Source organism: Cellulomonas sp. KRMCY2 (assembly GCF_000526515.1).
GTDB lineage: Bacteria > Actinomycetota > Actinomycetes > Actinomycetales > Cellulomonadaceae > Actinotalea.
In genome coordinates, this window is the sequence record NZ_JAGF01000001.1 from 2,075,052 (window position 1) to 2,100,806 (window position 25,755).

Consider the following 25,755-nt stretch of genomic DNA (forward strand, 5'->3'; position numbering starts at 1 on the left):
GACGGCGCGCACAGCCTACGGGAACGTGCCGGCCGGCCGCCGCGTTGTCCTGGCAGATGCGCCGGCGGTCTCAGGGCTCGGCGGCGTCGCGCGACGAGAGGGGAACGCGGGTGGATCGGCGGCACTACAACGGGCTCAAGACGGCGGCGCTCTTCGGGGTGCTCTGGGTCGTCGTGCTCGGTCTGGGCGCGGTGATCGGCGAAGGCCGGTACGTCTGGCTGTTCGCCGGTCTCGGCCTGCTCGGGACCGCCTACGGCTACTGGAACTCGGACAGGATCGCGATCCGGGCGATGCACGCGCACCCGGTCAGTGAGATCGAGCAGCCGGCGATGTACCGGATCGTCCGTGAGCTCTCGACCTCCGCACGTCAGCCGATGCCGCGTCTGTACGTCTCCCCGACGATGGCGCCGAACGCCTTCGCGACGGGTCGCAACCCGCGCCACGCCGCCGTCTGCTGCACCGAGGGGATCCTCACGCTGCTCGACGAGCGTGAGCTTCGCGGCGTGCTCGGCCACGAGCTCATGCACGTGTACAACCGCGACATCCTGACGTCGTCCGTGGCCGCGGCCCTCGCCGGGATGATCACGGCGGTGGCGCAGCTCCTGATGTTCTTCGGCGGTGGCGGCCGGGAGCGCGGCGGCAACCCGCTGGCGATGCTCGCGATGGTCTTCCTGGCGCCGATCGCGGCGATGGTCATCCAGCTCGCGATCAGCCGGACCCGGGAGTACGACGCCGACGAGGACGGTGCGCGGCTGACCGGCGACCCGATGGCCCTGGCCTCCGCGCTGGCCAAGCTCGAGCGCGGGACGAAGCGCGCTCCGCTGCCGGCCAACCGCGACCTGGTCGACGTGTCGCACCTGATGATCGCGAACCCGTTCCGCGGCGCCGGGATGGCCAAGCTGTTCGCGACCCACCCGCCGATGGCCGAGCGGATCGCCCGCCTCGAGCAGATGGCCGGCCCCGGCCCCATCACCCGCTACTGAGCGGGGTCAGCGGTAGTTGACGAACTGGAGTGCGGCGTCGACGTCGGCGTCCTTGAGCAGGGCGATCGCGGCCTGCAGGTCGTCGCGGCTCTTGGCCGAGACGCGCAGCTCGTCTCCGGTGATCTGCGTCTTGATCCCCTTCGGCCCCTCGTCGCGGATGATCTTGGCGAGCTTCTTCGCGTTCTCGCTGCTCAGGCCCTCCTTGATCGACGCCTCGAGGCGGTACTCCTTGCCCGACTGCTTGGGGTCGCCGGTCTCGAGCGCCTTGAGCGAGATGCCGCGGCGGATGAGCTTGGTCTCGAGCACGTCCAGGATCGCCTTGACCCGCTCCTCGGAGTTCGCGGTCATCACGATCGTCTCGCCGCTCCAGGCGATCGAGGCGCCGATGTTCTTGAAGTCGTACCGCTGGGCGACCTCCTTGGCCGCCTGGTTCAGCGCGTTGTCGACCTCCTGGCGATCGACCTTGCTCACGACGTCGAACGAGGACTCGGCTGCCATGTCTCCTCCTGGGTCGGTGTGGTCGCCGTCGGGGGCGACCGAGGCTCCGGTGGGCCGGCCCGTGTGCTCAAGGGCCGCGCGGACTTGCTATCCTTCCATCCGCACCTGTGCCGCACGAGCAGTTCGTCGGCGGGGGTGCACGTGGCAGGTTGCCCGAGCGGCCAAAGGGAGCTGACTGTAAATCAGCCGGCGTAGCCTACGGGGGTTCGAATCCCTCACCTGCCACCAAGGAGCGCCTCGCTCCGGCCACGCGCCGGACCGGGGCGCTTCGGCGTTCGGGCTGGACCGCACCCACCGGGACGTTCGCCTCTACTGGTGCCGGTGCACGCTGCCTAGCGTGAGGAGCACGACGCCGCGGTCCGACACCTCAGGTTCTCGCGGCCCAGCAACCGGCTGAGTGCCGGTCGGAGACGGAGCACACGATGGCGCGTCTGGACGGCAAGGTCGCGATAGTCACTGGTGGCGCACGCGGGATGGGCGCCGAGGACACCCGGCGGCTGGTGGCCGAGGGCGCCAGGGTCGTCATCGCGGACGTGCTCGACGCGGACGGTCAGGCGCTCGCGGCCGAGCTGCCCGACTCGACGATCTTCGTCCACCTCGACGTCTCGTCCGCCGCGTCGTGGGCAGCAGCCATCGAGGCGACCCATGCGGCATTCGGCCCGGTCACGACGTTGGTCAACAACGCCGGCATCCTGTCCTACGCGAGCGTCGACACCGCCGAGGAGGAGGACTTCCGCCGTGTCCTGTCGGTGAACCTCGTCGGACCGTTCCTCGGCATCAAGGCCGTCGTGCCGGACATGAAGTCCGCGGGCGGTGGCTCGATCGTCAACATCTCGTCCGCTGCCGGCCTCGTCGGTCTGCCGAGCCTCGCCGCGTACACCTCGAGCAAGTGGGGCCTGCGGGGCCTGACGAAGGAGGCCGCGCTGGACCTCGGGCGCTTCGGCATCCGGGTCAACTCGATCCACCCAGGCGGGATCCGCACCCCGATGGCTGCCGGCGCGGACGACTCGATGTTCGCGACCCAGGCGATGCCGCGCATCGGCGAGGTCCGTGAGATCGCCGCGGCGGTGGCCTTCCTGGCCAGCGACGACGCGTCCTACATCACCGGTGCCGAGCTCGCCGTCGACGGCGGCATGGTCCTCGGCGCACTGCCGCCCGCCGGCTGAGCGAGCACGGGCCGACGAGGCCCTCGAGACGACGGCGCCGCCCGCTGGTCATGTCACCCGGGCGGCGCCGGTCACGATTTCGCCCGCGTGCCTGAGCCCGTGTACCCTGGCACGCGCTGCCCCGATAGCTCAGTCGGTAGAGCGTCTCCATGGTAAGGAGAAGGTCAAGGGTTCGATTCCCTTTCGGGGCTCTGTTGGTGCTTGGATGTCGTCACGACGGTTTGCCGTCGGACGGTCGTCACGGTACCGATGCGGCGGGGTAGCTCAGGTGGTTAGAGCACACGGCTCATAATCGTGGTGTCGCGGGTTCGAGTCCCGCTCCCGCTACCACAGTGGACAGCATGTACCGGCCGGCGGTGCGTGCGCATGACAGACGCATGACAGACCAGGCGCTGCGTAGGCGGCGCGAGAGGTGGCAAGACCGTGGCCAGCAAGTCCCAGGACGTCCGCCCGAAGATCACGCTCGCATGCGTGGACTGCAAGGAGCGGAACTACATCACCAAGAAGAACCGCCGCAACGACCCCGACCGGCTCGAGCTGGCGAAGTTCTGCCCGCGCTGCGGCAAGCACACCGCGCACCGCGAGACCCGCTGACCGGTCGAGCCGCACCGTCCGCACGGACGAACGCGCCGATGGCCATCGACCCAGCAGTCGCCGGACGGGTGTACCCGCCGACGGCGGCCTACGCCGTCGGCCGTGAGCACCTGCGCGACTTCGCGCGGGCTGTCGGGGCGACCCATCCGGCGCACCACGACGTCGACGCCGCGCGGGCCCTCGGGTACCCCGACGTCGTGGCAGCGCCGACCTTCGCGGTCGTGATCGCCCAGCGCGCCGAGGCCCAGCTGATCGACGACCCTGACGCGGGCATCGACTTCAGCCGCGTCGTGCACGCCGACGAGCGCTTCACGCACCACCGCCCGATCCACGCCGGGGACGAGCTGGTCACCGTCCTGCACGTGGACCAGCTCGTCGAGCGGGCCGGTCTCGCGATGGTGACCACCCGCTGCGAGATCGCCGACTCCGACGGCACGCCGGTCGCGACGGTCGTCTCGACCTTGGCGGTGCGCGCGTGAACGGCACGCCCGGCCGCCCGCAGCTCGCCGACCTCGAGGTCGGACAGACCGTCGGCACCCGGAACGTCACGCTCGAGCGACGGGACCTGGTCCGCTACGCCGGTGCGAGCGGCGACCTCAACCCGATCCACTGGAACGAACGCTTCGCCACCGAGGTGGGCCTGCCGGGCGTCATCGCCCACGGGATGCTCACCATGGCGGCCGCGGTCAACCTCGTCGTGGACTGGGCGGGCGACCCGGGTGCGGTGGTCGACTACGGCGTCCGGTTCACCAGGCCGGTGCCGGTCCCGGACCCGGGCGTCGCGACGATCGAGGTCACCGCGGTGATCGGGGTGGTCGACGTCGAGGCCCGCACCGTGCGCGTCGATCTGACGGTGACCGTCGACGGGGCCCGCGTGCTGGGCAAGGCCCAGGCGCTCGTCCGGCTCTGAGCGGCCGGCTCCCGAGCTTCCTGATCGACGCTCCCGACCTTCCTGATCGACGCGGCCCGCTCCCGAGCCGCGCTCAGCCTCGCGGAGGCGCTGTCGTCGTGCCGATCCGGAGCTCGACGTCGAGCCGCACCGGCGGCGGGACCTGGCCCGCGAGCAGCTTGGCGACCGCGCGCCCCAGGGCCTCGCCCTTGGCCTCGAGCGGCTGGCTGACTGTCGTCAGCACGTCCGGGGCCATCCACGGCAGGTCCAGGCCGTCGAAGCCGGCGATCGAGACGTCCTGCGGGACGCGCAGGCCGAGGTCGCGCGCCGCGATCAGGACGCCGGCGGCGAGCAGGTCGGACTGCGCGACCACGGCGGTCGGCGGCTCGTCGACGTCGAGCAGGAGCCGACCGGCCGCCTGGCCCTCCTCGACGAGCGAGGCCTTGGCCTCGACCACGGCCGTCGGGTCCACGCCGGCGTCGGCGAGACCCTCGAGACGGTGCCGGGTGGGCGTCCAGTCGAGCTGCTCCATCCGCGCCGCGTCGACGAAGCCGTTGCGCCGCGGGCCGCCGAAGGGCAGGGTCACGACGCCGATCCGCCGGTGGCCGAGGCCGGTCAGGTACCGCGCAAGGTCTGCGGTCCCCTGCCGGTCGGCGATGCCGACCAGCGGCACACCGTCGACCGCGGGGCCCTCGCCGATGACGACCGGCACGCCGCGCCGCTGGAGGGCCGCGAGGACGGGGTCGGCGCGCCGGGAGCCCCAGACCAGGACGGCGACGTCCATCGGGGCGCTGGCGAGGAGCGGGTCGAGGTCGGCGGTGCCGTTCGTGGCGGGCATGCCCGGGACGAGCAGGACGCCGAGGCCCATCGTGCCGAGGGTCCCGACCAGACCGTCGAGCACCTTGATCGCGACCGGGTCCCGGAAGCTCCGGCTGAGCTGGTCCCCGATCACCACGGCGACGATGCCGGACCGGCCGCTGCGCAACGACCGACCCAGCGGGTTGGGGCCGGTGTAGCCGAGCGCGAGTGCCGCGGCCCGGACCCTGTCCCGGGTCCCGGCGGCGATCGGACCGGCACCCGAGAACGCGAGCGAGGCGGTCGAGACCGATACCTGCGCGGCGCTCGCGACATCGGCCAGCGTGGGTCTCGTGTGTGCCATCTCACCCGCCCGGATCGGCATTCTCGGTTGACGGTGCGCCAGCCTATCGGCAGACTGGTGGGCGAGGTCTCGAATCGTTTCGACATCGGCATCGCCGACGAGCCACCGGACGCGACGACCCCTCCCCGGCTCGACGTCGCGCCACCCTGCCCGCCTGTTCCTTCCCTGCCACCCGTCCACCTGCGTCACCCCGGATCGAGTCCCACCCGCAATGTTCGAGCCCCGCGCCGACCGCGCAGCCCAGCACCCCACGCCTCGCCGACCCTCCCGGCACCCCTCCGACATCGACCTCGCCCCCGAGGTCCGCACGGCCCGCCACCAGCTGCTGGGCCTGTACCTCCTGCTCGGCCTGACGGTCTCGAGCTGGCTCGCGCGGCTCCCCTCGGTGCGCGCGTCGCTCGACCTGTCGACAGCAGAGCTCGGCACGATCCTGCTCGTCGGCGCTGTCGGCTCCTTGAGCACGGTCCTGATCGCCGGCGCCTTCGTCGCGCGATGGGGCAGCAGGACGACGCTCCTGACCGCAGCCGTCATCTTCTCCGCCGCCAACGTGCTGCTCGGGCTCGGCCCGACGGTCGGGAGCGTCGGTGTCCTGGTGCTCGGCGTCCTGCTGATGAGCATGTCCTTCGCGCTCGGCAACGTCCCGATGAACGTCGAGACGGTGGTCATCGAACGCCGGATGGGGCGCACGGTCGTCCCGCAGTTCCACGCCGCCTTCTCGGTCGGCGCGGTGCTGGGCTCGCTCGTCGGTGCGCTCGCCTCCTGGGGTCACATGCCGCTGCTCGTGCACTTCGGCGCGGTGAGCCTGCTCACGCTGGTCTGGCGGCTGCTCGCCGTACCGGGTGCGGTGCTGCCCGTCGTGCCGGCCCCGGTGGCCGCGGCCCCGCTGCAGGACGGACCACCACCCCGACGCGGCGCGGGCCTCCGCACCGCGCTGAGTGCATGGCGCGAGCCGAGGACCTTGCTCGTCGGGGTCATCGTGATGTCGGCGGCCCTCTCCGAGGGGTCGGCCAACAACTGGCTCGCGATCGCCGTCGTCGACGGCTTCGCGGAGCCCGAGGCGGTGGCGGCTGTCGTGTTCGGTGTCTTCGTCGCGTCGATGACCGCGGCCCGCCTCGCCGGGACCAGGCTGATCGACCGGTTCGGCCGGGCGGTCGTCCTGACCGGCTCGGGCATCGTCTCGCTCGCCGGGCTCGCCCTGTTCGGGTTGGCGCCGAACCTTCTGCTCGCCGCCGTCGGCGTGGTCGGGTGGGGCCTCGGCGCCGGGCTCGTGGTGCCGATCGGCATGGCCGCGGTCTCGACCGACCCGCTGCGCGCCGCCGGGCGGGTGGCGGTCGTGTCCGCCTTCGCGTCGGTGGCCTCGATCGCCGCGCCACCGCTGATCGGCGTCGTCGCCGAGCAGATCGGCACGCGGCATGCGCTGCTCCTGATCGCCGTCGCCCTCGTGGCCGGTACCGCGCTGTCGGGCCGGATCGATGCCGCGGACACGGTCGGTGCGACGGCCACGGTCCGTTCGCCGGCCACGGTCCGGGTGCCGGACCGGGCCGCCATGCGGCAGGATGCCTCCGAGCACGTCCTGCCGGGTGAGCCCGTCCGCCGGCCGGTGACCCTCGAGCAGATCGTCCAGGAGCATCAGTTGAGCAGCCAGGGGCAGCGGTGAGCACACCGGTCGGTACCGGGAGCGACCGCAGCCTCCGGGCCGCGTCGACGGCAGTCTTCATCACCTTCGCCCTGAACGGGTTCAACTTCGCCAGCTGGGCCGCCCGGCTGCCCGCGGTCCGCGACGAGCTCGGGATGCGCCCCGAGCAGCTCGGGCTCCTGCTGCTCGTCGGCTCGATCGGCTCGATCGCTGCCCTGCCGTTGTCCGGCCTCGTCGTCCAGCGGCTGGGTGCGCGGCGCACCATCCTGGGCTTCGCCGTGGTCAACGTCGCCGGTCTGCTGCTCGCCGCGACCGGGGTCGCCCTGGGCTCGGTCTGGTGGGTCGTCCCGTCACTGGTGATCTTCGGCATAGGTACCGGCGTGTGGGACGCCGCGATGAACCTCGAGGGCGCCGCTGTCGAGCAGCGGCTCGGCAAGGCGATCATGCCCCGCTTCCACGCCGGCTTCTCGTTCGGCACGATGGCCGGCGCCGGTCTCGGCGCGGTCGCCGCATGGCTGGCCGCACCCGTCATCGCGCACCTCGCCGTCGTCCTCGGCCTGAGCCTGGTCGGCGTGGTCCTGTGCGCCCGCTCCTTCCTGCCGGAGGGCACCCACGACGCGCACCCGCACGAGCACGTCGACGAGGCCGGCGTGGTTGCCGCAGGCACAGTCCCCCGCACCGCGTGGCTCGAGCCCCGCACGCTCCTGATCGGCCTCGTCGTGCTCGGTGCCGCCCTGACCGAGGGCGCCGCGAACGACTGGGTCGGCGTGGCGGTCGTCGACGGCTTCGGTGCGAAGCATGAGGTCGGGGCCCTCACCTTCGGTGTGTTCGTCACCGCGATGACCGCGATGCGGCTGCTCGGCACCGGCCTGCTGGACCGGTGGGGCAGGGTCGCGGTGCTGCGGCTGTCGGCCGGCCTGTCCCTCGTCGGCCTGGCCATGTTCGCCCTGGTGCCGAGCCTGGGTCTCGCCCTGGTCGGGGTGGTGCTCTGGGGCATGGGTGCCGCGCTCGGCTTCCCGGTCGGCATGAGCGCCGCGTCGGACGACCCGCGCCGGGCGGCCCCGCGGATCGCCGTCGTCGCGACCATCGGCTACAGCGCGTTCTTCGTCGGCCCACCGCTGATCGGCCTGCTCGCCGAGCACGTCGGCTACCGACAGGCTCTGCTGGCGGTCGCCGCCCCGGTGCTGATCGGCCTCCTGGTGCTCAAGGCGCTGCACCCGCTGCCGACCGCCGCGGGCGCAGCCGGAGCCCAGGGCGCGGCGGGACCCGAGGGCGCAGCGGGACCCGAGGGCGCAGCGGGACCCCAGGGCGCAGCGGGCACCGCCGACGTCGAAGCCGTCCGGGGTGCCGAGCGGTGAACGACGACCGGGCGGCGCACCGGCCGGCTGCGTGGTGCCGTCCTCCGACGCCGTGAGCGGGCCGGGCAGCCGGGGCCGCCCGGCGCGCACGACCGACCCGGTCGATCGGGCTGCGTCCTTCGCCGTCCTGGCCACCGCCCTGAGCCCGAACCGGATTCGCCGAGCCCCTGCCCGGGTCGGTCGGCAGCCGCACCGCGTCCTGATCCGCCCGCGGCCCTAGCCTGGAGCCCGTGACGACCTCCGATCCCGACCTCCACAGCCCCGACCTCCACAGCAGTGCGCCGACGCTTGCGGACCTGACCACGCTGCGACTCGGCGGTCCCGTCGGGCGCTACCTGGAGACGACGTCGGCGGACGACCTCGCGGCCGCGGTACGCGAGGCGGACGCCTCCGGTGAACCCGTGCTGGTCCTCGGCGGCGGGTCGAACGTCGTGGTGCACGACGACGGGTTCCCCGGACTCGTGGTCCGTGACGTCCGCAGCGGCATCACCGTCGAGGCTGCCGACACGTGCGGGGGAGCGAGCATCCTGGTGCCCGCCGGGACGCCGTGGGTCGACGTCGTCGACCGTGCCGTGTCCGAGGGCTGGGTGGGGATCGAGGCGCTCGCCGGCATCCCCGGCTCGGCCGGTGCGACACCCGTGCAGAATGTCGGCGCCTACGGCCAGGAGGTCGCCGGCGTCGTGTCGACGGTCCGGGTCTGGGACCGCGGGGAGCTGCGCATCCGGACGTTCTCGGTGGTCGACCTCGACTTCGGCTATCGCAGCTCGGTGCTCAAGCGCTCGCTGCGCGGCCCGGACGGCACGCCGTCGTCCTTCGCACCGACTCCCCGGCACGTCGTGCTCGACGTCGGCTTCCAGCTGCGGCTCGGCACCCTCTCGGCGCCCGTCGGGTACACGGAGCTGGCCAGGCGGCTCGGCGTCGAGGTCGGCGGGCGGGCCCCGCTCGACGAGGTGCGCGCCACGGTCCTGGGGCTGCGGGCAGGCAAGGGCATGGTCCTGGACCCTGCCGACCACGACACCTGGAGTGCCGGCTCCTTCTTCACCAACCCGGTCGTCGAGGCCTCGCTGGCCGATGCGTTGCCCGACGGCGCGCCGCGGTTCGAGGTGCGCTCGGCGCGCCCCGAGCGCACGACCGGGCCGAGCCTGGGCGCCGTCGACCCGACCCTGGTCAAGACCAGCGCCGCATGGCTGATCGAGCACGCCGGCTTCGGCAAGGGCTTCGGCCTGCCGGGCACCGTCGGCCTCTCGACGAAGCACTCGCTGGCCCTGACCCACCGCGGCGGCGGCACGACGGCCGAGCTCCTCGCCCTGGCGCGCACCGTGCGCGACGGCGTCCGCGACACGTTCGGCATCGACCTCGAGCCCGAACCGGTGCTCGTCGGCTGCAGCCTCTGACCTCGATCCGCCTCGAGCGGTCAGCCCGCGGTACCGGCGGCTGCGGTACCGGCGGCGGCGGTGCCGACTGCTGCGGTGCGGTCGCCCGTGGCGGGGCGGTCGGGCTCGGCCAGCCATGCGTCGATCCCCGCGAGCAGCCGCGTGCGGGTCGCTGGCGTCGCCCGCGAGGCCCGGACCGAGCCCCTGGCCAGCTCGGCGAGCTCGGCGTCGTCGAGGCCGTGCACGCGTCGTGCGACCTCGTACTGCGCGACGAGCCGTGACCCGAACAGCAGCGGGTCGTCCGCACCGAGGGCCAGCGTCGCCCCGGCGGCGACGAGCGCCCGCAGCGGTACGTGGTGGTCCTCTGCGTACACCCCGAGGGACACGTTGGATGCCGGGCACAGCTCGAGCGCGACCCCACGCTCGATGACGTCGGCCAGCACACCAGGGTCCTCGGCCGACCGGACGCCGTGGCCCAACCGATCCGGCGCGAGGTGTTCGAGCACCTCGCGGATGTGCTCCGCGCCCAACAGCTCGCCGCCGTGCGGCACCGACGCGAGCCCGGCCCGGCGGGCGATCGCGAAGGCTGGTGCGAACTCCGCCGTCACGCCACGGCGCTCGTCGTTGCTCAGGCCGAAGCCCACGACCTGTCCCGGGCCGTGCCCCGCATACCGGGCCGCCAGGCGCGCGAGGGTCCTGGCATCGAGCGGGTGCCGGACCCGCGACGAGGCGACGATCACGCCCACCTCGACGCCGGTCGCAGCGCTCGCCGAGCGCGCCTCGTCCAGGATGATCTCGAGCGCCGCCGTGATGCCGCCGACGAACGGCGCGTACGACGTCGGGTCGACCTGCAGCTCGAGCCGTCCCGACCCCTCGACCGCGTCGTCGGCCGCGGCCTCGGCGACGATCCGGCGCATGTCCGCCTCGGTGCGGACGCAGGCGCGCGCGGCGTCGTACAGGCGCTGGAAGCGGAACCAGCCGCGTTCGTCGACCGGCGGCCGCACGGGGTCGCCGTCGAGCAGCGCACGCGGCAGGCGAGCGCCACGCGCCGCGGCCATGTCGGCGAGGGTCGCGCTGCGCATCGACCCGGTGAAGTGCAGGTGCAGGTGCGCCTTCGGCAGAGTCACCAGGTCGCGCATCGGGTCAGTGTGCCAGCCACGATGAGAGAACCCTCATCGCGCTCACCTGGCGCTCTCACGCGGGTGCCGCAGGATGAGAGCTCGATCGGGCGCCAGATCGGCGCCTCGAGAGGGGGAACGATGAAGAACCGCAGAATCGTGACGGCCGTGAGTGCTCTGACCGGCTTGGCCCTGCTCAGCGGCTCGGCCGCCTTCGGCACCGGTGGGACGACGGAGACCACCACCACCACCGAGTCGTCGACCGTCCAGTCGATCGAGGCGCGCAACGCCGCTGTCGCCCTGCACGCCCAGCTGGTGGCCCGGCTCCAGGCGCTGACCGAGCAGGCGGCCGCCAAGGCCGCAGCCGCGCAGGCCGCCGCCGAGGCGGCAGCAGTCGCCGCCGCCGACGCTGCTGCTGCTCAGGCCGCTGCCGACCAGGCCGCTGCCGAGTCCGCCGCCGCCGAGCAGGCCGTGCGTGACGCCGCTGCGGCCCTCGAGGCTCAGGCCGTTGCCGACCCGGCGCCGGTCGACCCGGCCGTCGACGGCAAGGACGGCGAGTGTGACGGTGACGGCGACCGTGACGGCGAGCACGACGGTGACCGCGACGGCTTCGGCGGCGGGCACCACCGCGGTGGCCACGACGGCGGTCGTTGACCGAGCCGGCACCCCAGGGGCCTGACTGCCCCGATCCACTGACCCACCGGCTGCGCACAGCGCCGGTGGGTCAGTCGTCGGTGGGCCGGTGCCGGGCAGGTCCGGTAGTGCTGTCCCGGCCGGGCGTCCCGGACGAGAGCTCGATCACGAACCGGGCACCGGGGCCGTCCGGCTGCTCCCACCGAGCCGTTCCCTGGTGCGCAGCGGCGATCGCCGCGACGATCGCCAGCCCGATCCCGGCACCGTCCGTCGTCCGCCGCGCGTCACTACGCCGTGCGTCCCGCCGTCGTTCGTCGCGGCCCTGGGGCGGCTCCAGGGCGCCATCGGCGGCGACCCCCTGGTGTCCACGGTCGTAGCGTTCGAACACCCGCGCGGCCTCGGCGGCGGCCAGGCCGATCCCCTCGTCGCGGACCCACAGCCGCAGGACGCCGTCGTCGGCCTCGCTGCCGATCGTGATCGCTGTGCCCAGGCCCGAGAAGCGCACCGCGTTCGCGGCCAGCTGGAGCCAGGCCTGGGTCAGGCGCTGACCGTCGACGTCGGCCACGACCTCCGCCCGGCAGGCGACCGACCACCGGCGGTCGCCCAGCGTCCGTGCCTTGTCCAGCACGTCGTCCGTGAGCCGGCCCAGGTCGACCGGCGCGCGGCGCACGAAGTCGGGCCGCTCGGCCCTGGCCAGGACCATGAGGTCCTCGACCAGCCGGTGCATCCGGTCGAGCTCGTCCAGTGCGATGCCGTGGGCGGTGCGCACGTCGTCGGGATCGGTCGGGTCGGCGAGCTCGAGGTGGCCCTGGATGATGGTCAGCGGCGTGCGCAGCTCGTGGCCCACGTCGTCGAGCAGCCGGCGCTGGGCGTCGAACGCCGACTCCAGCCGGTCGAGCATGCCGTTGACGGCGACCGCGACGGCGGCGACGTCGTCGCTGCCGGTGACCGGGATGCGTCCGGACAGGTCGGACCGGGTGATCCGTTCGGTGCTGCTGCGCACCCGCCGCAGCGGCGCGAGCAGCCGCCCGACGACGGACCAGCCGACGACAGCGATCACCAGGAGCGAGGCGAGCGCGACCAGCACGTAGGTGCGGAACGTCGCCAGCAGGCTCGCGTGCTCGGCCCCCCTGTCGTGTGCGACGACGAACAGTCCCTGCTCGCCGCCTACGGGCATGGTCACCGGAACGGCCACGTACCGGTACTGCGTGATCGGCGTGCTGGTTGTCCGCAGGGTCACGTCACCGTCGGTCGGCAGGGCGGCGAGCTCGGCGATCAGCTCCTCGTCGTCCTCGAGCCGCAGTGGCGTGCTGCGGGGGGCGAGCCACCGGGGACGTCCGTCGACCAGGGCGATCACGCCCTCCTCCAGCGCCGGGGCACGGCGCTGGACCGTCCGGTAGAGCAGGTCCGAGACGTTGGTGAACGTCTCGGCCGTCTCCGGGTCGACGCCCGTGTCGGCAGCCTCGCGGATCTCCGTGACGGCCCGCGCGAGCGACGCGTCGATGCGCAGGTCGGTGCGTCGGACCTGCAGCACGTAGGCGGTGGAGCCGGCGATCGTCAGCGCCAGCGCGGCGAGGAGCAGGACGGCTGCCATGACCCGTACCCGGACGGTCGCCGGGGGCCGGGCGAAGCGTCCGGGAGCACTCACCGTCCGCCGCGGCCGTCGTCCCGGCCGTCGCCGTCGCCGGACAGGTCGCGGCCGGCCGGAAGCATCCCGTCGCCGGTGGGCTCCCAGGTGCCGGCGCCGTCGTGGTACGCCGTGCCATCGGCCGTGCGCTCGCGGTAGCCGTCGCCGTCCCGCGTCGTGTCGCCCTGGCCCCACGTGGTCGGGGCCGTGCGGTCCGGGTCGCGCGCGGTCCGGTCGTCCAGGGCGGGTGCAGGTCCGGCGTGGTCGGTAGCCGGGAGCGCGGGAGCTGCCGCGACGGCCGCGCCCTGGTCGGACGGCAGGGCGTCGGCGTCCGAGGCCGCCGGCACCTGCGCGGCCGGCAGCACGTCCTGGATCCCGCCCGCCGGCGCAGGCGTCGGGACCTGGTCGACGAACGAGGTCGTCACCGGGCCGCCGAGCTCAGGGTGCGGTGCGGTCGGGAAGGCGATCACGCACGCGACCACGCCCAGCGCGACCATCGCGGCGCCGCCGTTCACCAGAGTCGCGCCGCGGGCCATGCTCCGAGGGTACGTGCCGGTCGCCAGGGTCACCACGCGAGGCCGGGACCCCGGCGGTGGCGTCCGCCCCGGTTCAGCCGCGCGTGACCGCCGAGGGCCCGTCCGCCAACCGGTACCCCATGCCGCGCACCGTCTCGATGACATCCGTGCCGAGCTTCTTGCGCAGGTAGCGGACATACACGTCGACCACGTTGGAGCCGGGGTCGAAGTCGTAGCCCCACACCCGGGACAGCAGCTGCTCGCGGCTGAGGACCTGGCCGGGGTTGCGGAGGAAGGCCTCGGTCAGGGCGAACTCCCGTGCGGACAGGTCGACCTCGCGGCCGTCGACATCGGCCTTGCGGGTGCGCAGGTCCAGGCCGAGGGTGCCGTGGCGCAGCGTGGTCGTGTCGCTGCTGCTCCCCTCGCTGCGTGGACGCAGCCGCAGCCGGACCCGCGCGAGGAGCTCCTCGAACCGGAAGGGTTTGGCCATGTAGTCGTCGGCACCGGCCTCGAGCACGGCCACGGTGTCCGTGACCGAGGTCCGCGCCGTCAGGATGATCACGGGTACGGCGTTGCCCGCCTCGCGCAGCCGGCGCAGCACGGTGAAGCCGTCCCCGTCGGGCAGCCCGAGGTCGAGGATCAGCAGGTCGACGCTGCCGGCCGCGGCGAGGTCGTACGCCTCACGGCCGGTGCCGACCACCAGGGGCGCGTGCCCGGCGGCGCGCAGGCCCTTGGCGACGAACGAGGCGATGCGCTCCTCGTCCTCGGCGATGAGGATCTGGCTCATGAGCCGCCCTCCCTGTCCTCGGTGTGGGTACGAGTCTGGCCGCCGACGGGTCGCGGCGCCTGCCGAGGACTCGCGGGACATCCGGACGCAGGCACCGTTCAGGGCGACCGCAGGATGCCGCGCTCCAGGGCGACCGTCACGGCCCGGGTCCGGTCGTCGACACCGAGCTTGGTGAAGATGCGCAGCAGGTGGGTCTTGACCGTCGCCTCGCCGATGAACAGCTCGCGCCCGATCTGCGCGTTGCTGCCACCCCGGGCGACCCCGGCGAGCACCTCGAGCTCACGCGCCGTCAACCGTTCCTGCTGACCGCTGCGGACCTGGGACATCAGCCGACGCGCGACCGACGCCGCCAGCACCGTCTCGCCGCGTGCCGCGGCCCGCACACCTTCCACGAGGTCCTCACGGGGCGTGTCCTTGAGCAGGTAGCCGGTCGCGCCGGCCTCGACCGCACGCAGGATGTCCGCGTCGGTCTCGTAGGTGGTCAGCACCACCACCCGGACCTGGGGCGCGATCGCCAGGATGCGCCCGGTCGCCTCGACACCGTCCATCACCGGCATCCGCAGGTCCATCAGGACGACGTCGGGCCGCAGGGACTCGACGAGCCCGATCGCCTCGACGCCGTCGGCGGCCGCGCCGACGACCTCGAGGTCCGGTTCGCCGCCGAGCAGACCGACGATCCCGGCCCGGACCACCGGGTGGTCGTCCACGACGACGAGGCGGATCGTCATGGTGCGGTCTCCTGATCGGTCGTGCCGTCATCGGGTGGGTCACTGTCGGTCGTGGCACTGTCGGTCGTGTCGCCGTCCGGCATCGGGAGGGTGACCACCACCCGGGTACCACCCTCGGCTACCCCGCCGACCGCGACCTCCCCGCCGCCGGAGCGTACGCGCGCGCGCATCCCGCGCAGGCCGATGCCCTCCTGCGCCGACGGGGCGATCCCGCTGCCGTCGTCGACGACCTCGAGGCGGACCCCTGCGGTGCCGTCGGCAGGGTCGCCGCCGGCCGAGAGCATGAGCCGGACGTGCTGGGCGGCGGCGTGGCGCCGCACGTTGGACAGGGCCTCCTGCGCGGCGCGCAGCAGGACGACCTCGGTGTCCCGCGTGAGCACCGGCACCCCCGGCCCGGTGGTCGGCACGATCAGCTCGACGCGCACGCCGGTCTCCTGCTCGAAGCGCCCGGCGAGGCGTTCGAGCGCCTCGCCGAGGGTCGAGCCCTGCAGCCCCGCCGGGACGAAGGCGGCCACCAGCGCGCGGGCCTCGGCGAGGTTGTCCCGGGCAGTCTGCTCGACGAGTGCCATCCGCTCCGCGGCGCGCTCGGCCTCGCCCCGGTGCAGGTCGGCGCTCGCGGTCTGCGCGAGCATCACGATGCTGGTGAAGCCCTGCGCGAGGGTGTCGTGGATCTCCTGGGCCATCCGCTCGCGCTCGGCGGCGACGCCGGCTGCGTGGTGCGACAGCCCGAGCTCCTCCTGAGCTGCCTCGAGTCGGGCGATCAGGTCGGCCCGGTCCTCGCTCTGCTCGGCGACCTGGGTCACCCACAGACCGAGCAGGACGGCGAAGGCCAGCGCCAGTGCGCCCTGGGCGACGATGTTCGCCACACCCTCCTCCGGGCTGGTGACCACGAGCGCACCGAACACACCGATGGTCAGCACGGTGCAGATCGCGACGCCGATCCGCCGACTCGGCGAGAAGAACCAGATCTGGGAGTAGGCGATGAACAGGATGATCGTGGAGACAGGGTCGATCCACACCAGGGCCACCGTCGCGACCACCAGGACGGCCAGGTAGGCCAGGGCCAGCGGCTCGCTGCCGGAGACGGCCGCGCGTCGTCCGATCGTCAGGTACGTCACGACCAGCAGGACGAGGATGCCGATGCTCAGCGCGACCGCCGCGACCAGGCCGCCGGTCACGAGCATGGCGCAGGCCGCGATCGCACAGCCGAGGTAGAACGCCAGGTCCCAGCCGCGCAGGGACCTGGCCCAGAAGTCGGCCCGCTCCGACAGCACGGTCCGGGCAGACCGGTGACGGTCGGCGGCAGGAGGTCCCGCCGCCGACCGGGTGCTCTTCGTCGTCATCGCCCGACCGACGGTACGCCGTCGTCAGCCGTCATCGCGCCGCCGCCACCGGAAGGTCCTGATCCCGAGGACCAGGCCGACGACGAGCCAGGCCGCGAGCACCAGGGCGATGGTCGGGTGCTGCCACGACCCCGAGACCTCGAACGCCTCGGCCTGGTCGGGCAGGAAGACCGACCGCATGCCCTGGGCCATCCACTTGAGCGGGAACACCTCGGCCACCTGCTGCATCCACCGGGGCAGGTCGTTGAAGACGAAGAAGACCCCGGACACGAACTGCAGGACCAGGACGATCGGCGTCACGACGGCCGATGCGCTCCGGCCGGAGCGGGGCACCGAGGAGAAACCGACGCCGCAGACCGCTCCCGTCGCCGTGCCGAGGGCGAAGACCCAGGCGAAGGTCAGCCAGCGGTCGACCGTCGTGGGCAGGTCGATGTCGAACATCAGACCGGCGACAGCCAGCAGCAGCGCCATCTGGACCAGCGAGGTGACCAGCACCGAGCCGATCTTGCCGAGGAAGTACGCAGACGCCGGCATCGGCGTCGCGCGCAGGCGCTTGAGCCCGCCCTCGTCCCGCTCGACGGCGATCGAGATCGCCAGGTTCTGGAAGCTCGAGAGCATGACCCCGGTGGCGACCATGCCGGGCAGGAAGTACTGCCCGAACGGGATCCCGGGCTCCGGACCGACGGTCGCGCCGTCCTGGCCGAACACCGTCGCGAAGATCGCGAGCATGATCACCGGGTAGGCGAAGATGAACACGACGGCGTCGCGCTCCCGGAAGAACGTCGTGAGCTCGAGCCTCGTCCGGGCGACCGACAGGCTGAGCAGCGACGGCAGGGCCAGGGTTCCGGCTGCCGTCGGGGCGGTGGTGGTCGCGGCGCTCATCGAACGGTCTCCGTCTGGTCGTCGTGGGTGGGGATGAGGGCCTCGAGGGCGACCGTGTGCACGGGTACGGCACCGGTGAGGCTGAGGTAGACGTCCTCGAGCGTGGGCCGGACGATCTCGAGGCCGGGCACCTCCCCCGGAGCGTGCCGGGCTGCCAGGTCGGCCACGACGGCGGTCGGCGTCGGCGTGGTCCGTTCCCGCGGCACGCCGTCCTCGATCCAGCGCACGACGGCCTGCCGGGCAGCACGGTCGCCGAGGGCTGCGGGGGAGTCGAGCGCCACAACCCGGCCGTCACGCACGATGGCGCAGCGGTCGGCCAGGTGCTCGGCCTCCTCCATGTAGTGCGTGGTCAGCAGGATCGTCGTGCCGTCGTCGCGCAGGCCCTCGATGAGGCCCCAGAACGACCGGCGCGCCTCGGGGTCGAAGCCGGTGGTCGGCTCGTCCAGGAAGAGGAGCTCGGGCCGGCCGACGATGCCGAGCGCGACGTCGAGTCGGCGGCGCTGACCGCCGGAGAGCTGCCGTGTGCGGGTGGCTGCCTTGTCGGTGAGCCCGACGGCTGCGATCACCTCGTCGGCGTCCCGCGAACCCGGGTAGTACCGGCAGAAGTGGTGCACCAGCTCGGCGACGGTCAGCTCGGCCTGGTCGTCGGCGCTCTGCAGGACGACGCCGATCCGGCTGCGCCAGAGACGGGCGGCCTGCTGCGGGTCGACACCGAGCACCGACACCTCACCGCTGTCCCGCTCGCGGAAGCCCTCGAGGATCTCGATCGTCGTGGTCTTGCCGGCGCCGTTCGGCCCGAGGACGGCGAACACCTCGCCGCGCTCGACCGTCAGGTCCAGACCGTCGACGGCACGTTTGGTGCCGTAGTGCTTGTGCAGGTCGCGGACGTGCACCGCGACGTCATGGGGCTGTGTCATGGCTCAACCCTGGCTCACGACGACCACCGACCGGCAGCACCGACGGATGGGATCTGGCGTCCACCGATCGGTGGACGCGGCCCTCGGTGGGCACGCGGTGCCGACGCGTCCGGCTACTGCGCCTCGGCGAGCAGGCGCTGGATCCGGCCGACGCCCTCGACCAGGTCGTCGTCGCTCAGCGCGTAGGACAGACGCAGGAACCCGCTCGGTCCGAAGGCCTCACCGGGAACGACGGCGACCTCGACCTGCTCGAGGATCAGGGCAGCGAGCTCGGCCGACGTCGTCGGGGTGACGCCTCGGATCGTCCTGCCGAGCACGCCCTCGACGCTCGGGTAGGCGTAGAACGCACCCTTCGGGGTCGGGCAGACCACGCCGTCGATCTCCGAGAGCATCTCGACCATGGTGCGACGCCGGCGGTCGAAGGCGGTGCGCATCTCGTGCGCGGCCGACAGGTCGCCGGTCACCGCGGCGATCGCAGCCCGCTGCGAGACGTTCGCGACGTTCGACGTCAGGTGCGACTGGAGGTTGGTCGCGGCCTTGGTGACATCGCTCGGCGCGATCATCCAGCCCACCCGCCAGCCGGTCATCGCGTAGGTCTTCGCGACGCCGTTGAGCACGATGGCGGTCTCGGCGAGCTCCGGCACGACGCGGACGATCGGGGTGAAGGCGGCGTCGTCGTAGGTCAGGTGCTCGTAGATCTCGTCGGTGATCACCCAGATCCCGTGCTCGAGGGCCCAGCGGCCGATCTCGGCCGTCTGCTCGGCGGAGTAGACGGCACCGGTCGGGTTGGACGGCGAGCAGAACAGCAGGGCCTTGGTCCGCTCGGTGCGGGCTGCCTCGAGCTGCTCGACCGTGACGAGGTAGCCCTGGTCGACACCGGCGAACACCTCGACCGGGACGCCGCCGGCCAGCCGGATCGCCTCCGGGTAGGTCGTCCAGTACGGCGCCGGCAGCAGGACCTCGTCGCCGACGTCGACGACCGTCGTGAAGGCCTGGTAGACGGCCTGCTTTCCACCGTTGGTGACCAGGACCTGGCTCGCGTCGACCGGGTAGCCCGAGTCGCGCAGCGTCTTGGCTGCGATCGCCGCACGCAGGTCCGGAAGCCCGGCCGCCGGGGTGTACCGGTGGTTGGCCGGCACCGAGCAGGCGGCGATCGCCGCCTCGACGATGTACTGCGGCGTGGGGAAGTCCGGCTCGCCCGCGCCGAAACCGATCACCGGGCGCCCGGCCGCCTTGAGCGCCTTGGCCTTGGCGTCGACCGCGAGGGTCGCGGACTCGGCGATCGCGCCGATCCGCGTGGAGATCCGCGTGTGCGACGCGACGGACGGGGCTCGGTGCGCAGGTGTCTGGCTCACCGGTCCATAGTGGCAGAGGGTCGCCGCCGTCGGGGCGGCGGGTCGTCCGGCGTCCACCGGACTGCGCGTTCGACCCACGCCGTCGGAGCACGTACACTCGACCGCTGGTGGTTGACGTCCGCCATGATGCGCCATGCCCTCGAGCAGGTCCGGCGCATCACGAGGACGCCGCCGCCGCACGTGGGCTGACGACCTCCTGGCCGCGGCTCGAAGGGCAGTGGCGCAATTGGTAGCGCACCGGTCTCCAAAACCGGCGGTTGTGGGTTCGAGTCCCTCCTGCCCTGCGTGAACGGTCGGCCGCACGGTCGACGCGTCGGGTCAGCACCCCTGGGTGCGCCGGGCGCACCACACACGGACGAGACGTAGGGACCAACTGTGAGCGAATCCGCACGGGCGGCAGCCTCCGGTGCCGAGGGCACGGGGCGCGGCGGCTCGCGACCGGCGCGTGGCGGCCAGAAGGCCCGTCTCGGCCTGTTCGCACGCATCGCCCGGTTCATCCGCCAGATCGTCGCGGAGCTCAAGAAGGTGGTCCGTCCCACGCGGGCCGAGCTGCTGCGCTACACGTCGGTCGTCATGGTGTTCGTCGGTGTCGTGATGGCCTTCGTCACCGTGCTCGACCTCGGCATCGGATCGCTGGTCGCCTGGGTCTTCGGCGGCTAGCCGAGTCCCGGCCGCCAGACGCCGCAGCGTCCGGAGCACCAACCCGTCAAGCCAGAGCACGCAGTCAGCAGAAAGCAGGTTCACCCCGTGTCGCAGAAGTCGCTGGAGCCGACCGAGCAGGACGAGACGCCGGTCGCCGAGAGTGTCGTGGCCGACGTCGCCACCGACGGTGACGACGCGGCCGTTGTCGACCCGGCGGACGCCGGGACCGAGGTCGACGCCGCGGACGGCGATGCCGAAGCCGTCGAGGACCAGCCGGAGCCCGAGCCGGAGACCCCTGCTGAGCCGGAAGAGGTCGACCCGGTCGAGGAGTTCCGGAACCAGCTGCGCATCCAGCCCGGCGAGTGGTACGTCATCCACTCGTACGCCGGCTACGAGAACCGCGTGAAGGCCAATCTCGAGAACCGCATCCAGAGCCTCAACATGGAGGAGTACATCCACCAGGTCGAGGTGCCGATGGAAGAGGTCACCGAGATCAAGAACGCCCAGCGCAAGGTCGTGCGCCGGGTGCGGATCCCCGGGTACGTCCTGGTGCGGATGGACCTGACCGACCAGTCATGGGGCGCCGTGCGGCACACGCCGGGCGTCACCGGCTTCGTCGGTCACACGCACCAGCCGGTCCCGCTGACCCTCGACGAGGTCTTCTCGATGCTCGCGCCGATGCTGGCGCCGGTCACCGAGCGGGCCAAGGCGGCCGCTGCCGCTGCTCCGAAGATCGCCGTCGACTTCATCGTCGGCGAGTCGGTCACCGTCACCGACGGGCCGTTCGACACGCTCCCGGCGACGATCTCGGAGATCAACGCCGAGGGCCAGAAGCTCAAGGTGCTCGTCTCGATCTTCGGCCGGGAGACCCCGGTCGAGCTGTCGTTCAACCAGGTCGCCAAGATCTGAGGAACACACCCGGTGGCGTCGCGCGACGTCGCCGGACACCCGGTAGTCACCACGTAAGGACCCGACATGCCTCCCAAGAAGAAGGTCAGCGGCCTCATCAAGCTGCAGATCAAGGCCGGCGCTGCCACGCCGGCGCCGCCGATCGGCCCTGCCCTGGGCCAGCACGGCGTCAACATCATGGAGTTCTGCAAGGCGTACAACGCCGCGACCGAGTCGCAGCGCGGGGACGTCATCCCGGTGGAGATCACGGTCTACGAGGACCGTTCCTTCACCTTCATCACCAAGACCCCGCCGGCAGCCGAGCTGATCAAGAAGGCCGCCGGCGTCGCCAAGGGCTCGCCGACCCCGCACACCGTCAAGGTCGCGACCCTGACGGCCGCGCAGGTCCGCGAGATCGCCCAGGTGAAGCTCGAGGACCTCAACGCCAACGACCTCGACGCCGCGTCGAAGATCGTCGCCGGCACCGCCCGGTCGATGGGCATCACGGTCAAGGGCTGAGCACGACCCAGCAGCACCCGTACGCCCAGCACGACCCAGCACGACCCAGCACGACCCAGCAGCACCCAGTGGCAGGGCCATGTGCGGCCCGACGACCACGACTGCCGACCAAGGAGAAGAGCAGATGGCACAGCACAGCAAGGCGTATCGCGCCGCGAACGAGAAGATCGACCGGGAGCGTCTCTACGCGCCCCTCGAGGCCGTCCGACTGGCCCAGGCCACGTCGTCGACCACGTACGACGCGACGGTCGAGGTGGCCTTCCGCCTCGGGGTCGACCCCCGCAAGGCGGACCAGATGGTCCGGGGCACCGTCAACCTGCCGCACGGCACCGGCAAGACCGCACGGGTCCTGGTCTTCGCCACCGGTGAGCGCGCCGAGCAGGCTCGCGCCGCGGGTGCCGACGAGGTCGGTGGCGACGAGCTGATCGAGAAGGTGGCCGCCGGGTACACCGACTTCGACTCGGCCGTCGCCACGCCGGACATGATGGGCAAGGTCGGTCGCCTCGGAAAGGTGTTGGGTCCGCGCGGGCTCATGCCGAACCCGAAGACCGGCACGGTCACGATGGACGTCGCCAAGGCCGTCGCCGAGATCAAGGGCGGCAAGATCGAGTTCCGGGTCGACAAGCACTCGAACCTGCACTTCATCATCGGCAAGACGACCTTCACCGACATCCAGCTGGTCGAGAACTACGCCGCGGCGCTCGACGAGGTCCTGCGCCTCAAGCCCGCGTCGTCCAAGGGCCGCTACATCACCAAGGCCTTCGTCGCCACGACGATGGGCCCGAGCATCCCGGTCGACCAGAACAAGACGCGCAACCTGACCGAGGACGAGACCGACGCCGGCTGACGTCCCTCTGTCGCACCAGGCCCGGTCCCCCGTGCGGGGGCCGGGCCTGCGGCATTCCCCGGCACGATCGTCGATCGAGCTCCCCGTCCCCGGACGGTCACAGATCGGTGCCACCGCGCTCCTGAGGTCCTGAGGTCGACATCTCAGGTGCGGCGCCCGGACGGCAGCGCTCCGGGTTGCGTCGCTCAGCCGGACGAGGAGGGGCGCGATGGCGAGGGTGGTTGTGGGCCGGCGACACGCGGCCGTACGCTCGGATCTCCCCAGGACCGGGAAGGGCTCCGATCGATGAACCGGACTGCGGACGGGACGACCGGCGACATCGACGTCGCCCCTGCGACGCTCAGTGGTCGCGCCTCGGTGGCCCTGGCGGCCTACCGCGCCGGGCGGACCGACCTGCTCGCCGACCTCGTGCGCGAGGCGACGCCTCTGCTGTGGCACATCGTCCGGTCCCAGGGCGTCGAACGCGACGAGGCCGAGGACGTCGTCCAGGGGATCTGGCTCGCGCTCGTCCGGAACGCCGAGTCGATCCGGGACCCCGACGCCGTCCTGAAGTGGCTCGTGGTCAGCGCGCGGCGGGCAGCCTGGCAGGCGACGCGACATCGCCGGGAGCACGACCGACGGACGACCGAGCTGCCCGATGCGGAGCTGTCGCCGGCCAGGGAGCTTCGGTCGACGGACCCGCCGCCGGACGAGCCGGTGCTCCGTGACGAGCGGGACCGGGTGCTCTGGCGCCGGTTCCGCGACCTCCCGGAACGGTGTCAGCAGATCCTGCGCTTCGTCGCGATCGCCGACCGTCCCGACTACAAGGCCATCGCGGAGGCCACCGGGGTCCGGGTCACGGCCGTGGGCGTCACCCGCGGCCGGTGCCTCGCGAAGCTGCGCACCTTGCTCGACCGCGACGAAGGGTGGGCCGACGCATGACCGAGTACCCCGAGAACGAGCCCATGACGTCGTCGGACCACGCCGTGCTGGCCGACCTCGCCCGCCTCGTCAGCGCAGCGGACCCGGTGCCGGACGGCCTCGTCGAGCGCAGCCTCTTCGCGCTGACGCTCGAGGGTCTGCACGCCGAGCTCATGGAGCTGCGCCGGGTCGAGACGCCCGCTCTGGCACTGCGCGGGGAGAGCGACTGGACGGGGACGGCGTCGGTCGAGACCCGGACGATCACCTTCAGCACCGACTCGGTGACCGTGCTCATCTCGCTCTCGGCGGGGCCGGGCGGCGGTGTCCGCATCGACGGCTGGAGCGCACCGGCCACGACCTTCGTGGTCGAGCTCTACCGGCCGGACGGCTGCGTCGGCACCCGGTCGGACGCCGACGGACGGTTCTCGCTGCCCGACGTCGCACCCGGGCCGGCGAGTCTGGTCCTGCGGCGTCTGGACGGCGAGGGACACGCCGTGAGCACGCCCGTCATCGACCTGTGACCACCGTTGTCCGCAGCCTTGCCTGAGAAGAGGAGCCGATGAGTCAGGACGCAGAGCAGGTGCCGGACCGGGGCGCGGAGCAGAAGCCCGGAGCGCTCCGGGACGAAGGGCCGGCGGCTCTCGCCTGGCGCGTCCGCACCCTGAACCCGCTGACCGCGGTCCGGCGTGCCGGCGTGCGGCCCCCAGAACCGACGACGTACGTCGGTGACCGCATCCTGGTCCGCGGCATCACGGCCGACCGTGCGCCGGAGATGTCCGACGTGGCTCAGGCGGCGGCCGCGCGCGGCTGGTCCGTCACGGTTGAGCCTGGTGACCTGGCCGACCTCGCCCTGCTGCGTCGGGCCGACCTCGGGGACCGCGTCCAGACGGTGCTCGAGGACATGTCAGGGTTCGGCCTGCGCATCGAGCCGGCCGTGGGATCCGTGACGCCGCCTCCCGATGCATGGGAGCTGGTCGAGGCGCTCGGCGGCCGCTCGGCGGTTGCCGGGGCGGTGCTGAGCCTCGACCACGTCCTGGTCGCCACCGGTGGACCCGCGATCGGCGGTGCGCCCTACACCGAGTCGCACCCGTACACCGAGTCGCACCCGTACACCGAGTCGCACCCGTACACCGAGTCGCACCCGTACACCGAGTCGCACCCGTACACCGAGTCGCACCCGTACACCGAGTCGCACCCGTACACCGAGTCGCACCCGTACACCGAGTCGCACCCGTACACCGAGTCGCACCCGGCTGCTCCGCTGTCGGAGTACGCCTCGCCCGGACGGGGCGGCCGGGCCCCGGTGACCTGGGTCGGACCGGCGCCCGCCAGGAGGTATGAGCGGGGCGCGTCGATCGATCGGACCGCGAAAGGGCTCCGGCGCCCGGTGGTTGCGGTGCTGGACACCGGCACCGGCAAGCACCCGTGGCTCGGGGCCGCCGTGGTCGAGCGTGACCCGCGGGTGCTCGGGGAGCCGATCGGCCTGTACCCGCCGGCCGAGCCGGCCGTCCGGGACGCGGAGGTCGGTGGCATGTCGCTGGCGCCACTGACGGGTGGTCTCGACCCGGCTGCCGGCCATGGGACCTTCATCGCGGGCCTCGTGCACCAGGGCTGCCCGGACGCCGTCGTCCTGTCCTGCCGACTGTACGGCGGCGAAGGCATCGTCCCGGAGTGGGACCTGCTGCGGTCCCTTCGCCGTCTGCTGCTCTTCCACATCCTCGGGCTGCTGGGTCGTGCCGACCACCACCCCGTCGACATCCTCAACCTCTCCCTCGGCTACTACCACGAGCGCCCCGAGGATGTGGCCTTCGACGAGCCTCTGGCGCACTGCCTCGCCGCCCTGCGCCGGCACGGGGTGGCGGTCGTCGCGGCGGCCGGCAACCACGCCGTCGAGCGCCCGATGTTCCCGGCCGCGTTCGCGCCCGCGCTCGACCGGACCGTCGAGCCGCCGAAGCCCCTTGACCCCGGGGCGCTGAGCCTCGAGGAGCCACCGGTCCTCACGGTCGGTGCCCTCAACCCGGACGGCACGACGGCCCTGTTCAGCAACGACGGAGCGTGGGTCACGTGCCGGCGTCCCGGTGCCGCGCTGGTGAGCACCTTCCCGACGACCTTCGGCGGCGCGCAGACCTCCTCGCGGGCTCTGCCGGGCAGCGCGACGGGGGAGGACCGGGCGACGATCGACCCCGACTCCTTCGGCGGGGGCTTCGGGGTGTGGAGCGGAACGTCCTTCGCCGCGCCGGTGTTCGCCGGTGAGCTCGCCGCCACCCTGCTCGCGCAGCGGGAGACAGGTGCAGACTCGGGCGAGGGCGCCTCGTGGGAGGACACGCTGACGTCGCGGTGCAAGCGCACCTGGGAGGCCATCACGACGACGACGGGTCTCAGGCCCGGCTCGTGACCG

The 25,755-nt window shown here is 72.6% G+C and carries 27 protein-coding genes and 4 tRNA genes; 20 read left to right on the forward strand and 11 right to left on the reverse strand.

Annotation, left to right across the window (positions count from 1 at the left end; translation table 11 throughout):
- The first annotated feature begins 110 nt into the window (after nucleotides 1-110).
- Nucleotides 111-983, forward strand: coding sequence for a zinc metalloprotease HtpX (htpX, locus tag K415_RS0110020; RefSeq protein ID WP_024286920.1), 873 nt, complete (start codon nucleotides 111-113; stop codon nucleotides 981-983).
- 6 nt (nucleotides 984-989) lie between these two features.
- Here the strand turns inward: htpX and K415_RS0110025 are convergent, their stop codons facing one another.
- Nucleotides 990-1,481, reverse strand: coding sequence for a YajQ family cyclic di-GMP-binding protein (locus K415_RS0110025; protein ID WP_024286921.1), 492 nt, complete (start codon nucleotides 1,479-1,481; stop codon nucleotides 990-992).
- A 143-nt stretch (nucleotides 1,482-1,624) separates the two neighbouring features.
- On the opposite strand from K415_RS0110025, the gene K415_RS0110030 reads away from it, so the two are divergent.
- The 7 genes from K415_RS0110030 (at nucleotide 1,625) to K415_RS0110060 (ending at nucleotide 4,151) form a co-directional block, all read left to right on the forward strand.
- A tRNA-Tyr gene (locus K415_RS0110030) sits at nucleotides 1,625-1,709 on the forward strand.
- A gap of 194 nt (nucleotides 1,710-1,903) precedes the next feature.
- Nucleotides 1,904-2,647 (forward strand): glucose 1-dehydrogenase, encoded by a 744-nt coding sequence (locus tag K415_RS0110035; protein ID WP_024286922.1) that lies wholly within the window; start codon nucleotides 1,904-1,906, stop codon nucleotides 2,645-2,647.
- A gap of 118 nt (nucleotides 2,648-2,765) precedes the next feature.
- Nucleotides 2,766-2,838, forward strand: a tRNA-Thr gene (locus K415_RS0110040).
- 62 nt (nucleotides 2,839-2,900) lie between these two features.
- Nucleotides 2,901-2,977 (forward strand) — tRNA-Met (locus tag K415_RS0110045).
- Nucleotides 2,978-3,070: 93 nt separating this feature from the next.
- A complete protein-coding gene (rpmG, locus tag K415_RS0110050) occupies nucleotides 3,071-3,241 on the forward strand; it encodes a 50S ribosomal protein L33 (protein ID WP_024286923.1) in 171 nt (56 codons plus the stop codon).
- A gap of 38 nt (nucleotides 3,242-3,279) precedes the next feature.
- Entirely contained in the window at nucleotides 3,280-3,720 is a 441-nt protein-coding gene (locus K415_RS0110055) for a MaoC family dehydratase N-terminal domain-containing protein (RefSeq protein ID WP_024286924.1), read from the forward strand.
- A complete protein-coding gene (locus tag K415_RS0110060; protein WP_024286925.1) occupies nucleotides 3,717-4,151 on the forward strand; it encodes a MaoC family dehydratase in 435 nt (144 codons plus the stop codon). The genes K415_RS0110055 and K415_RS0110060 overlap by 4 nt, the downstream gene beginning before the upstream one ends.
- Before the next feature lie 73 nt (nucleotides 4,152-4,224).
- Here the strand turns inward: K415_RS0110060 and K415_RS0110065 are convergent, their stop codons facing one another.
- Entirely contained in the window at nucleotides 4,225-5,289 is a 1,065-nt protein-coding gene (locus K415_RS0110065) for a LacI family DNA-binding transcriptional regulator (protein ID WP_024286926.1), read from the reverse strand.
- A 211-nt stretch (nucleotides 5,290-5,500) separates the two neighbouring features.
- Between K415_RS0110065 and K415_RS0110070 the strand changes: the two genes are divergently transcribed.
- The 3 genes from K415_RS0110070 to K415_RS0110085 all read left to right on the forward strand — a co-directional run bounded on the left by K415_RS0110070 (nucleotide 5,501) and on the right by K415_RS0110085 (nucleotide 9,677).
- Entirely contained in the window at nucleotides 5,501-6,946 is a 1,446-nt protein-coding gene (locus K415_RS0110070; RefSeq protein ID WP_024286927.1) for an MFS transporter, read from the forward strand.
- On the forward strand, nucleotides 6,943-8,283 hold the full coding sequence (locus K415_RS0110075) for an MFS transporter (protein WP_024286928.1): 1,341 nt from the start codon (nucleotides 6,943-6,945) through the stop codon (nucleotides 8,281-8,283). Before K415_RS0110070 ends, K415_RS0110075 begins: the two co-directional genes overlap by 4 nt.
- A gap of 230 nt (nucleotides 8,284-8,513) precedes the next feature.
- Nucleotides 8,514-9,677, forward strand: coding sequence for a UDP-N-acetylmuramate dehydrogenase (locus K415_RS0110085; protein WP_024286930.1), 1,164 nt, complete (start codon nucleotides 8,514-8,516; stop codon nucleotides 9,675-9,677).
- A gap of 20 nt (nucleotides 9,678-9,697) precedes the next feature.
- On the opposite strand, the gene K415_RS0110090 is transcribed toward K415_RS0110085, so the two are convergent.
- Nucleotides 9,698-10,795 (reverse strand): adenosine deaminase, encoded by a 1,098-nt coding sequence (locus K415_RS0110090; RefSeq protein ID WP_024286931.1) that lies wholly within the window; start codon nucleotides 10,793-10,795, stop codon nucleotides 9,698-9,700.
- Nucleotides 10,796-10,915: 120 nt separating this feature from the next.
- On the opposite strand from K415_RS0110090, the gene K415_RS22755 reads away from it, so the two are divergent.
- On the forward strand, nucleotides 10,916-11,428 hold the full coding sequence (locus tag K415_RS22755) for a hypothetical protein (protein WP_155859428.1): 513 nt from the start codon (nucleotides 10,916-10,918) through the stop codon (nucleotides 11,426-11,428).
- Between the two features lie 70 nt (nucleotides 11,429-11,498).
- Here K415_RS22755 and K415_RS0110100 read toward each other — a convergent pair whose 3' ends face one another.
- The 8 genes from K415_RS0110100 to K415_RS0110135 form a co-directional block, all read right to left on the reverse strand.
- A complete protein-coding gene (locus tag K415_RS0110100; RefSeq protein WP_029663546.1) occupies nucleotides 11,499-13,001 on the reverse strand; it encodes a cell wall metabolism sensor histidine kinase WalK in 1,503 nt (500 codons plus the stop codon).
- Nucleotides 13,002-13,051: 50 nt separating this feature from the next.
- Nucleotides 13,052-13,570, reverse strand: coding sequence for a hypothetical protein (locus tag K415_RS0110105; RefSeq protein WP_155859429.1), 519 nt, complete (start codon nucleotides 13,568-13,570; stop codon nucleotides 13,052-13,054).
- Between the two features lie 73 nt (nucleotides 13,571-13,643).
- Nucleotides 13,644-14,336 (reverse strand): response regulator transcription factor, encoded by a 693-nt coding sequence (locus tag K415_RS0110110; protein WP_024286935.1) that lies wholly within the window; start codon nucleotides 14,334-14,336, stop codon nucleotides 13,644-13,646.
- Between the two features lie 98 nt (nucleotides 14,337-14,434).
- Nucleotides 14,435-15,064: a response regulator transcription factor gene (locus K415_RS0110115; protein WP_024286936.1), complete on the reverse strand. Its 630-nt coding sequence runs from the start codon at nucleotides 15,062-15,064 to the stop codon at nucleotides 14,435-14,437.
- A complete protein-coding gene (locus K415_RS0110120) occupies nucleotides 15,061-16,407 on the reverse strand; it encodes a sensor histidine kinase (RefSeq protein ID WP_024286937.1) in 1,347 nt (448 codons plus the stop codon). Before K415_RS0110120 ends, K415_RS0110115 begins: the two co-directional genes overlap by 4 nt.
- A 24-nt stretch (nucleotides 16,408-16,431) precedes the next feature.
- Complete coding sequence (locus tag K415_RS0110125; protein ID WP_024286938.1) at nucleotides 16,432-17,289, reverse strand: ABC transporter permease; 858 nt, start codon at nucleotides 17,287-17,289, stop codon at nucleotides 16,432-16,434.
- A complete protein-coding gene (locus K415_RS0110130) occupies nucleotides 17,286-18,206 on the reverse strand; it encodes an ABC transporter ATP-binding protein (RefSeq protein ID WP_024286939.1) in 921 nt (306 codons plus the stop codon). The genes K415_RS0110125 and K415_RS0110130 overlap by 4 nt, the downstream gene beginning before the upstream one ends.
- A 113-nt stretch (nucleotides 18,207-18,319) precedes the next feature.
- Nucleotides 18,320-19,561, reverse strand: a complete 1,242-nt coding sequence (locus K415_RS0110135; RefSeq protein ID WP_024286940.1) for a pyridoxal phosphate-dependent aminotransferase — start codon at nucleotides 19,559-19,561, stop codon at nucleotides 18,320-18,322.
- Nucleotides 19,562-19,772: 211 nt separating this feature from the next.
- Here K415_RS0110135 and K415_RS0110140 point away from each other — a divergent pair.
- From K415_RS0110140 to K415_RS22760, 8 genes are all read left to right on the forward strand, one after another.
- Nucleotides 19,773-19,845: transfer RNA gene (locus tag K415_RS0110140), tRNA-Trp, on the forward strand.
- Nucleotides 19,846-19,936: 91 nt separating this feature from the next.
- Nucleotides 19,937-20,221 carry a preprotein translocase subunit SecE gene (secE, locus tag K415_RS0110145; protein ID WP_024286941.1) on the forward strand — a complete coding sequence of 95 codons (285 nt, stop codon included), beginning with the start codon at nucleotides 19,937-19,939 and terminating at the stop codon, nucleotides 20,219-20,221.
- Between the two features lie 87 nt (nucleotides 20,222-20,308).
- Nucleotides 20,309-21,112, forward strand: a complete 804-nt coding sequence (nusG, locus tag K415_RS0110150; protein WP_024286942.1) for a transcription termination/antitermination protein NusG — start codon at nucleotides 20,309-20,311, stop codon at nucleotides 21,110-21,112.
- A gap of 66 nt (nucleotides 21,113-21,178) precedes the next feature.
- On the forward strand, nucleotides 21,179-21,610 hold the full coding sequence (gene rplK / locus K415_RS0110155; protein ID WP_024286943.1) for a 50S ribosomal protein L11: 432 nt from the start codon (nucleotides 21,179-21,181) through the stop codon (nucleotides 21,608-21,610).
- A gap of 124 nt (nucleotides 21,611-21,734) precedes the next feature.
- Complete coding sequence (gene rplA / locus K415_RS0110160; protein WP_024286944.1) at nucleotides 21,735-22,457, forward strand: 50S ribosomal protein L1; 723 nt, start codon at nucleotides 21,735-21,737, stop codon at nucleotides 22,455-22,457.
- A 285-nt stretch (nucleotides 22,458-22,742) separates the two neighbouring features.
- The gene (locus K415_RS0110165) at nucleotides 22,743-23,378 is read left to right on the forward strand and encodes an RNA polymerase sigma factor (protein WP_024286945.1); all 636 of its coding nucleotides are present in this window, start codon (nucleotides 22,743-22,745) and stop codon (nucleotides 23,376-23,378) included.
- Nucleotides 23,375-23,878, forward strand: a complete 504-nt coding sequence (locus tag K415_RS0110170; RefSeq protein ID WP_024286946.1) for a hypothetical protein — start codon at nucleotides 23,375-23,377, stop codon at nucleotides 23,876-23,878. The genes K415_RS0110165 and K415_RS0110170 overlap by 4 nt, the downstream gene beginning before the upstream one ends.
- A gap of 38 nt (nucleotides 23,879-23,916) precedes the next feature.
- Entirely contained in the window at nucleotides 23,917-25,752 is a 1,836-nt protein-coding gene (locus K415_RS22760; RefSeq protein ID WP_024286947.1) for a S8 family serine peptidase, read from the forward strand.
- Nucleotides 25,753-25,755: the final 3 nt, after the last annotated feature.

What these genes read in the sequence shown, in the direction of transcription:
- K415_RS0110025 (WP_024286921.1), bottom strand. Translation starts at nt 1,481, where the DNA reads ATGGCAGCCGAGTCCTCGTTCGACGTCGTGAGCAAGGTCGATCGCCAG.
- K415_RS0110035 (WP_024286922.1), top strand. Translation starts at nt 1,904, where the DNA reads ATGGCGCGTCTGGACGGCAAGGTCGCGATAGTCACTGGTGGCGCACGC.
- K415_RS0110055 (WP_024286924.1), top strand. Translation starts at nt 3,280, where the DNA reads ATGGCCATCGACCCAGCAGTCGCCGGACGGGTGTACCCGCCGACGGCG.
- K415_RS0110065 (WP_024286926.1), bottom strand. Translation starts at nt 5,289, where the DNA reads ATGGCACACACGAGACCCACGCTGGCCGATGTCGCGAGCGCCGCGCAG.
- K415_RS0110070 (WP_024286927.1), top strand. Translation starts at nt 5,501, where the DNA reads ATGTTCGAGCCCCGCGCCGACCGCGCAGCCCAGCACCCCACGCCTCGC.
- K415_RS0110090 (WP_024286931.1), bottom strand. Translation starts at nt 10,795, where the DNA reads ATGCGCGACCTGGTGACTCTGCCGAAGGCGCACCTGCACCTGCACTTC.
- K415_RS22755 (WP_155859428.1), top strand. Translation starts at nt 10,916, where the DNA reads ATGAAGAACCGCAGAATCGTGACGGCCGTGAGTGCTCTGACCGGCTTG.
- K415_RS0110100 (WP_029663546.1), bottom strand. Translation starts at nt 13,001, where the DNA reads ATGGCAGCCGTCCTGCTCCTCGCCGCGCTGGCGCTGACGATCGCCGGC.
- K415_RS0110105 (WP_155859429.1), bottom strand. Translation starts at nt 13,570, where the DNA reads ATGGCCCGCGGCGCGACTCTGGTGAACGGCGGCGCCGCGATGGTCGCG.
- K415_RS0110110 (WP_024286935.1), bottom strand. Translation starts at nt 14,336, where the DNA reads ATGAGCCAGATCCTCATCGCCGAGGACGAGGAGCGCATCGCCTCGTTC.
- K415_RS0110115 (WP_024286936.1), bottom strand. Translation starts at nt 15,064, where the DNA reads ATGACGATCCGCCTCGTCGTCGTGGACGACCACCCGGTGGTCCGGGCC.
- K415_RS0110120 (WP_024286937.1), bottom strand. Translation starts at nt 16,407, where the DNA reads ATGACGACGAAGAGCACCCGGTCGGCGGCGGGACCTCCTGCCGCCGAC.
- K415_RS0110125 (WP_024286938.1), bottom strand. Translation starts at nt 17,289, where the DNA reads ATGAGCGCCGCGACCACCACCGCCCCGACGGCAGCCGGAACCCTGGCC.
- K415_RS0110130 (WP_024286939.1), bottom strand. Translation starts at nt 18,206, where the DNA reads ATGACACAGCCCCATGACGTCGCGGTGCACGTCCGCGACCTGCACAAG.
- rplK (WP_024286943.1), top strand. Translation starts at nt 21,179, where the DNA reads ATGCCTCCCAAGAAGAAGGTCAGCGGCCTCATCAAGCTGCAGATCAAG.
- rplA (WP_024286944.1), top strand. Translation starts at nt 21,735, where the DNA reads ATGGCACAGCACAGCAAGGCGTATCGCGCCGCGAACGAGAAGATCGAC.
- K415_RS0110165 (WP_024286945.1), top strand. Translation starts at nt 22,743, where the DNA reads ATGAACCGGACTGCGGACGGGACGACCGGCGACATCGACGTCGCCCCT.
- K415_RS0110170 (WP_024286946.1), top strand. Translation starts at nt 23,375, where the DNA reads ATGACCGAGTACCCCGAGAACGAGCCCATGACGTCGTCGGACCACGCC.
- K415_RS22760 (WP_024286947.1), top strand. Translation starts at nt 23,917, where the DNA reads ATGAGTCAGGACGCAGAGCAGGTGCCGGACCGGGGCGCGGAGCAGAAG.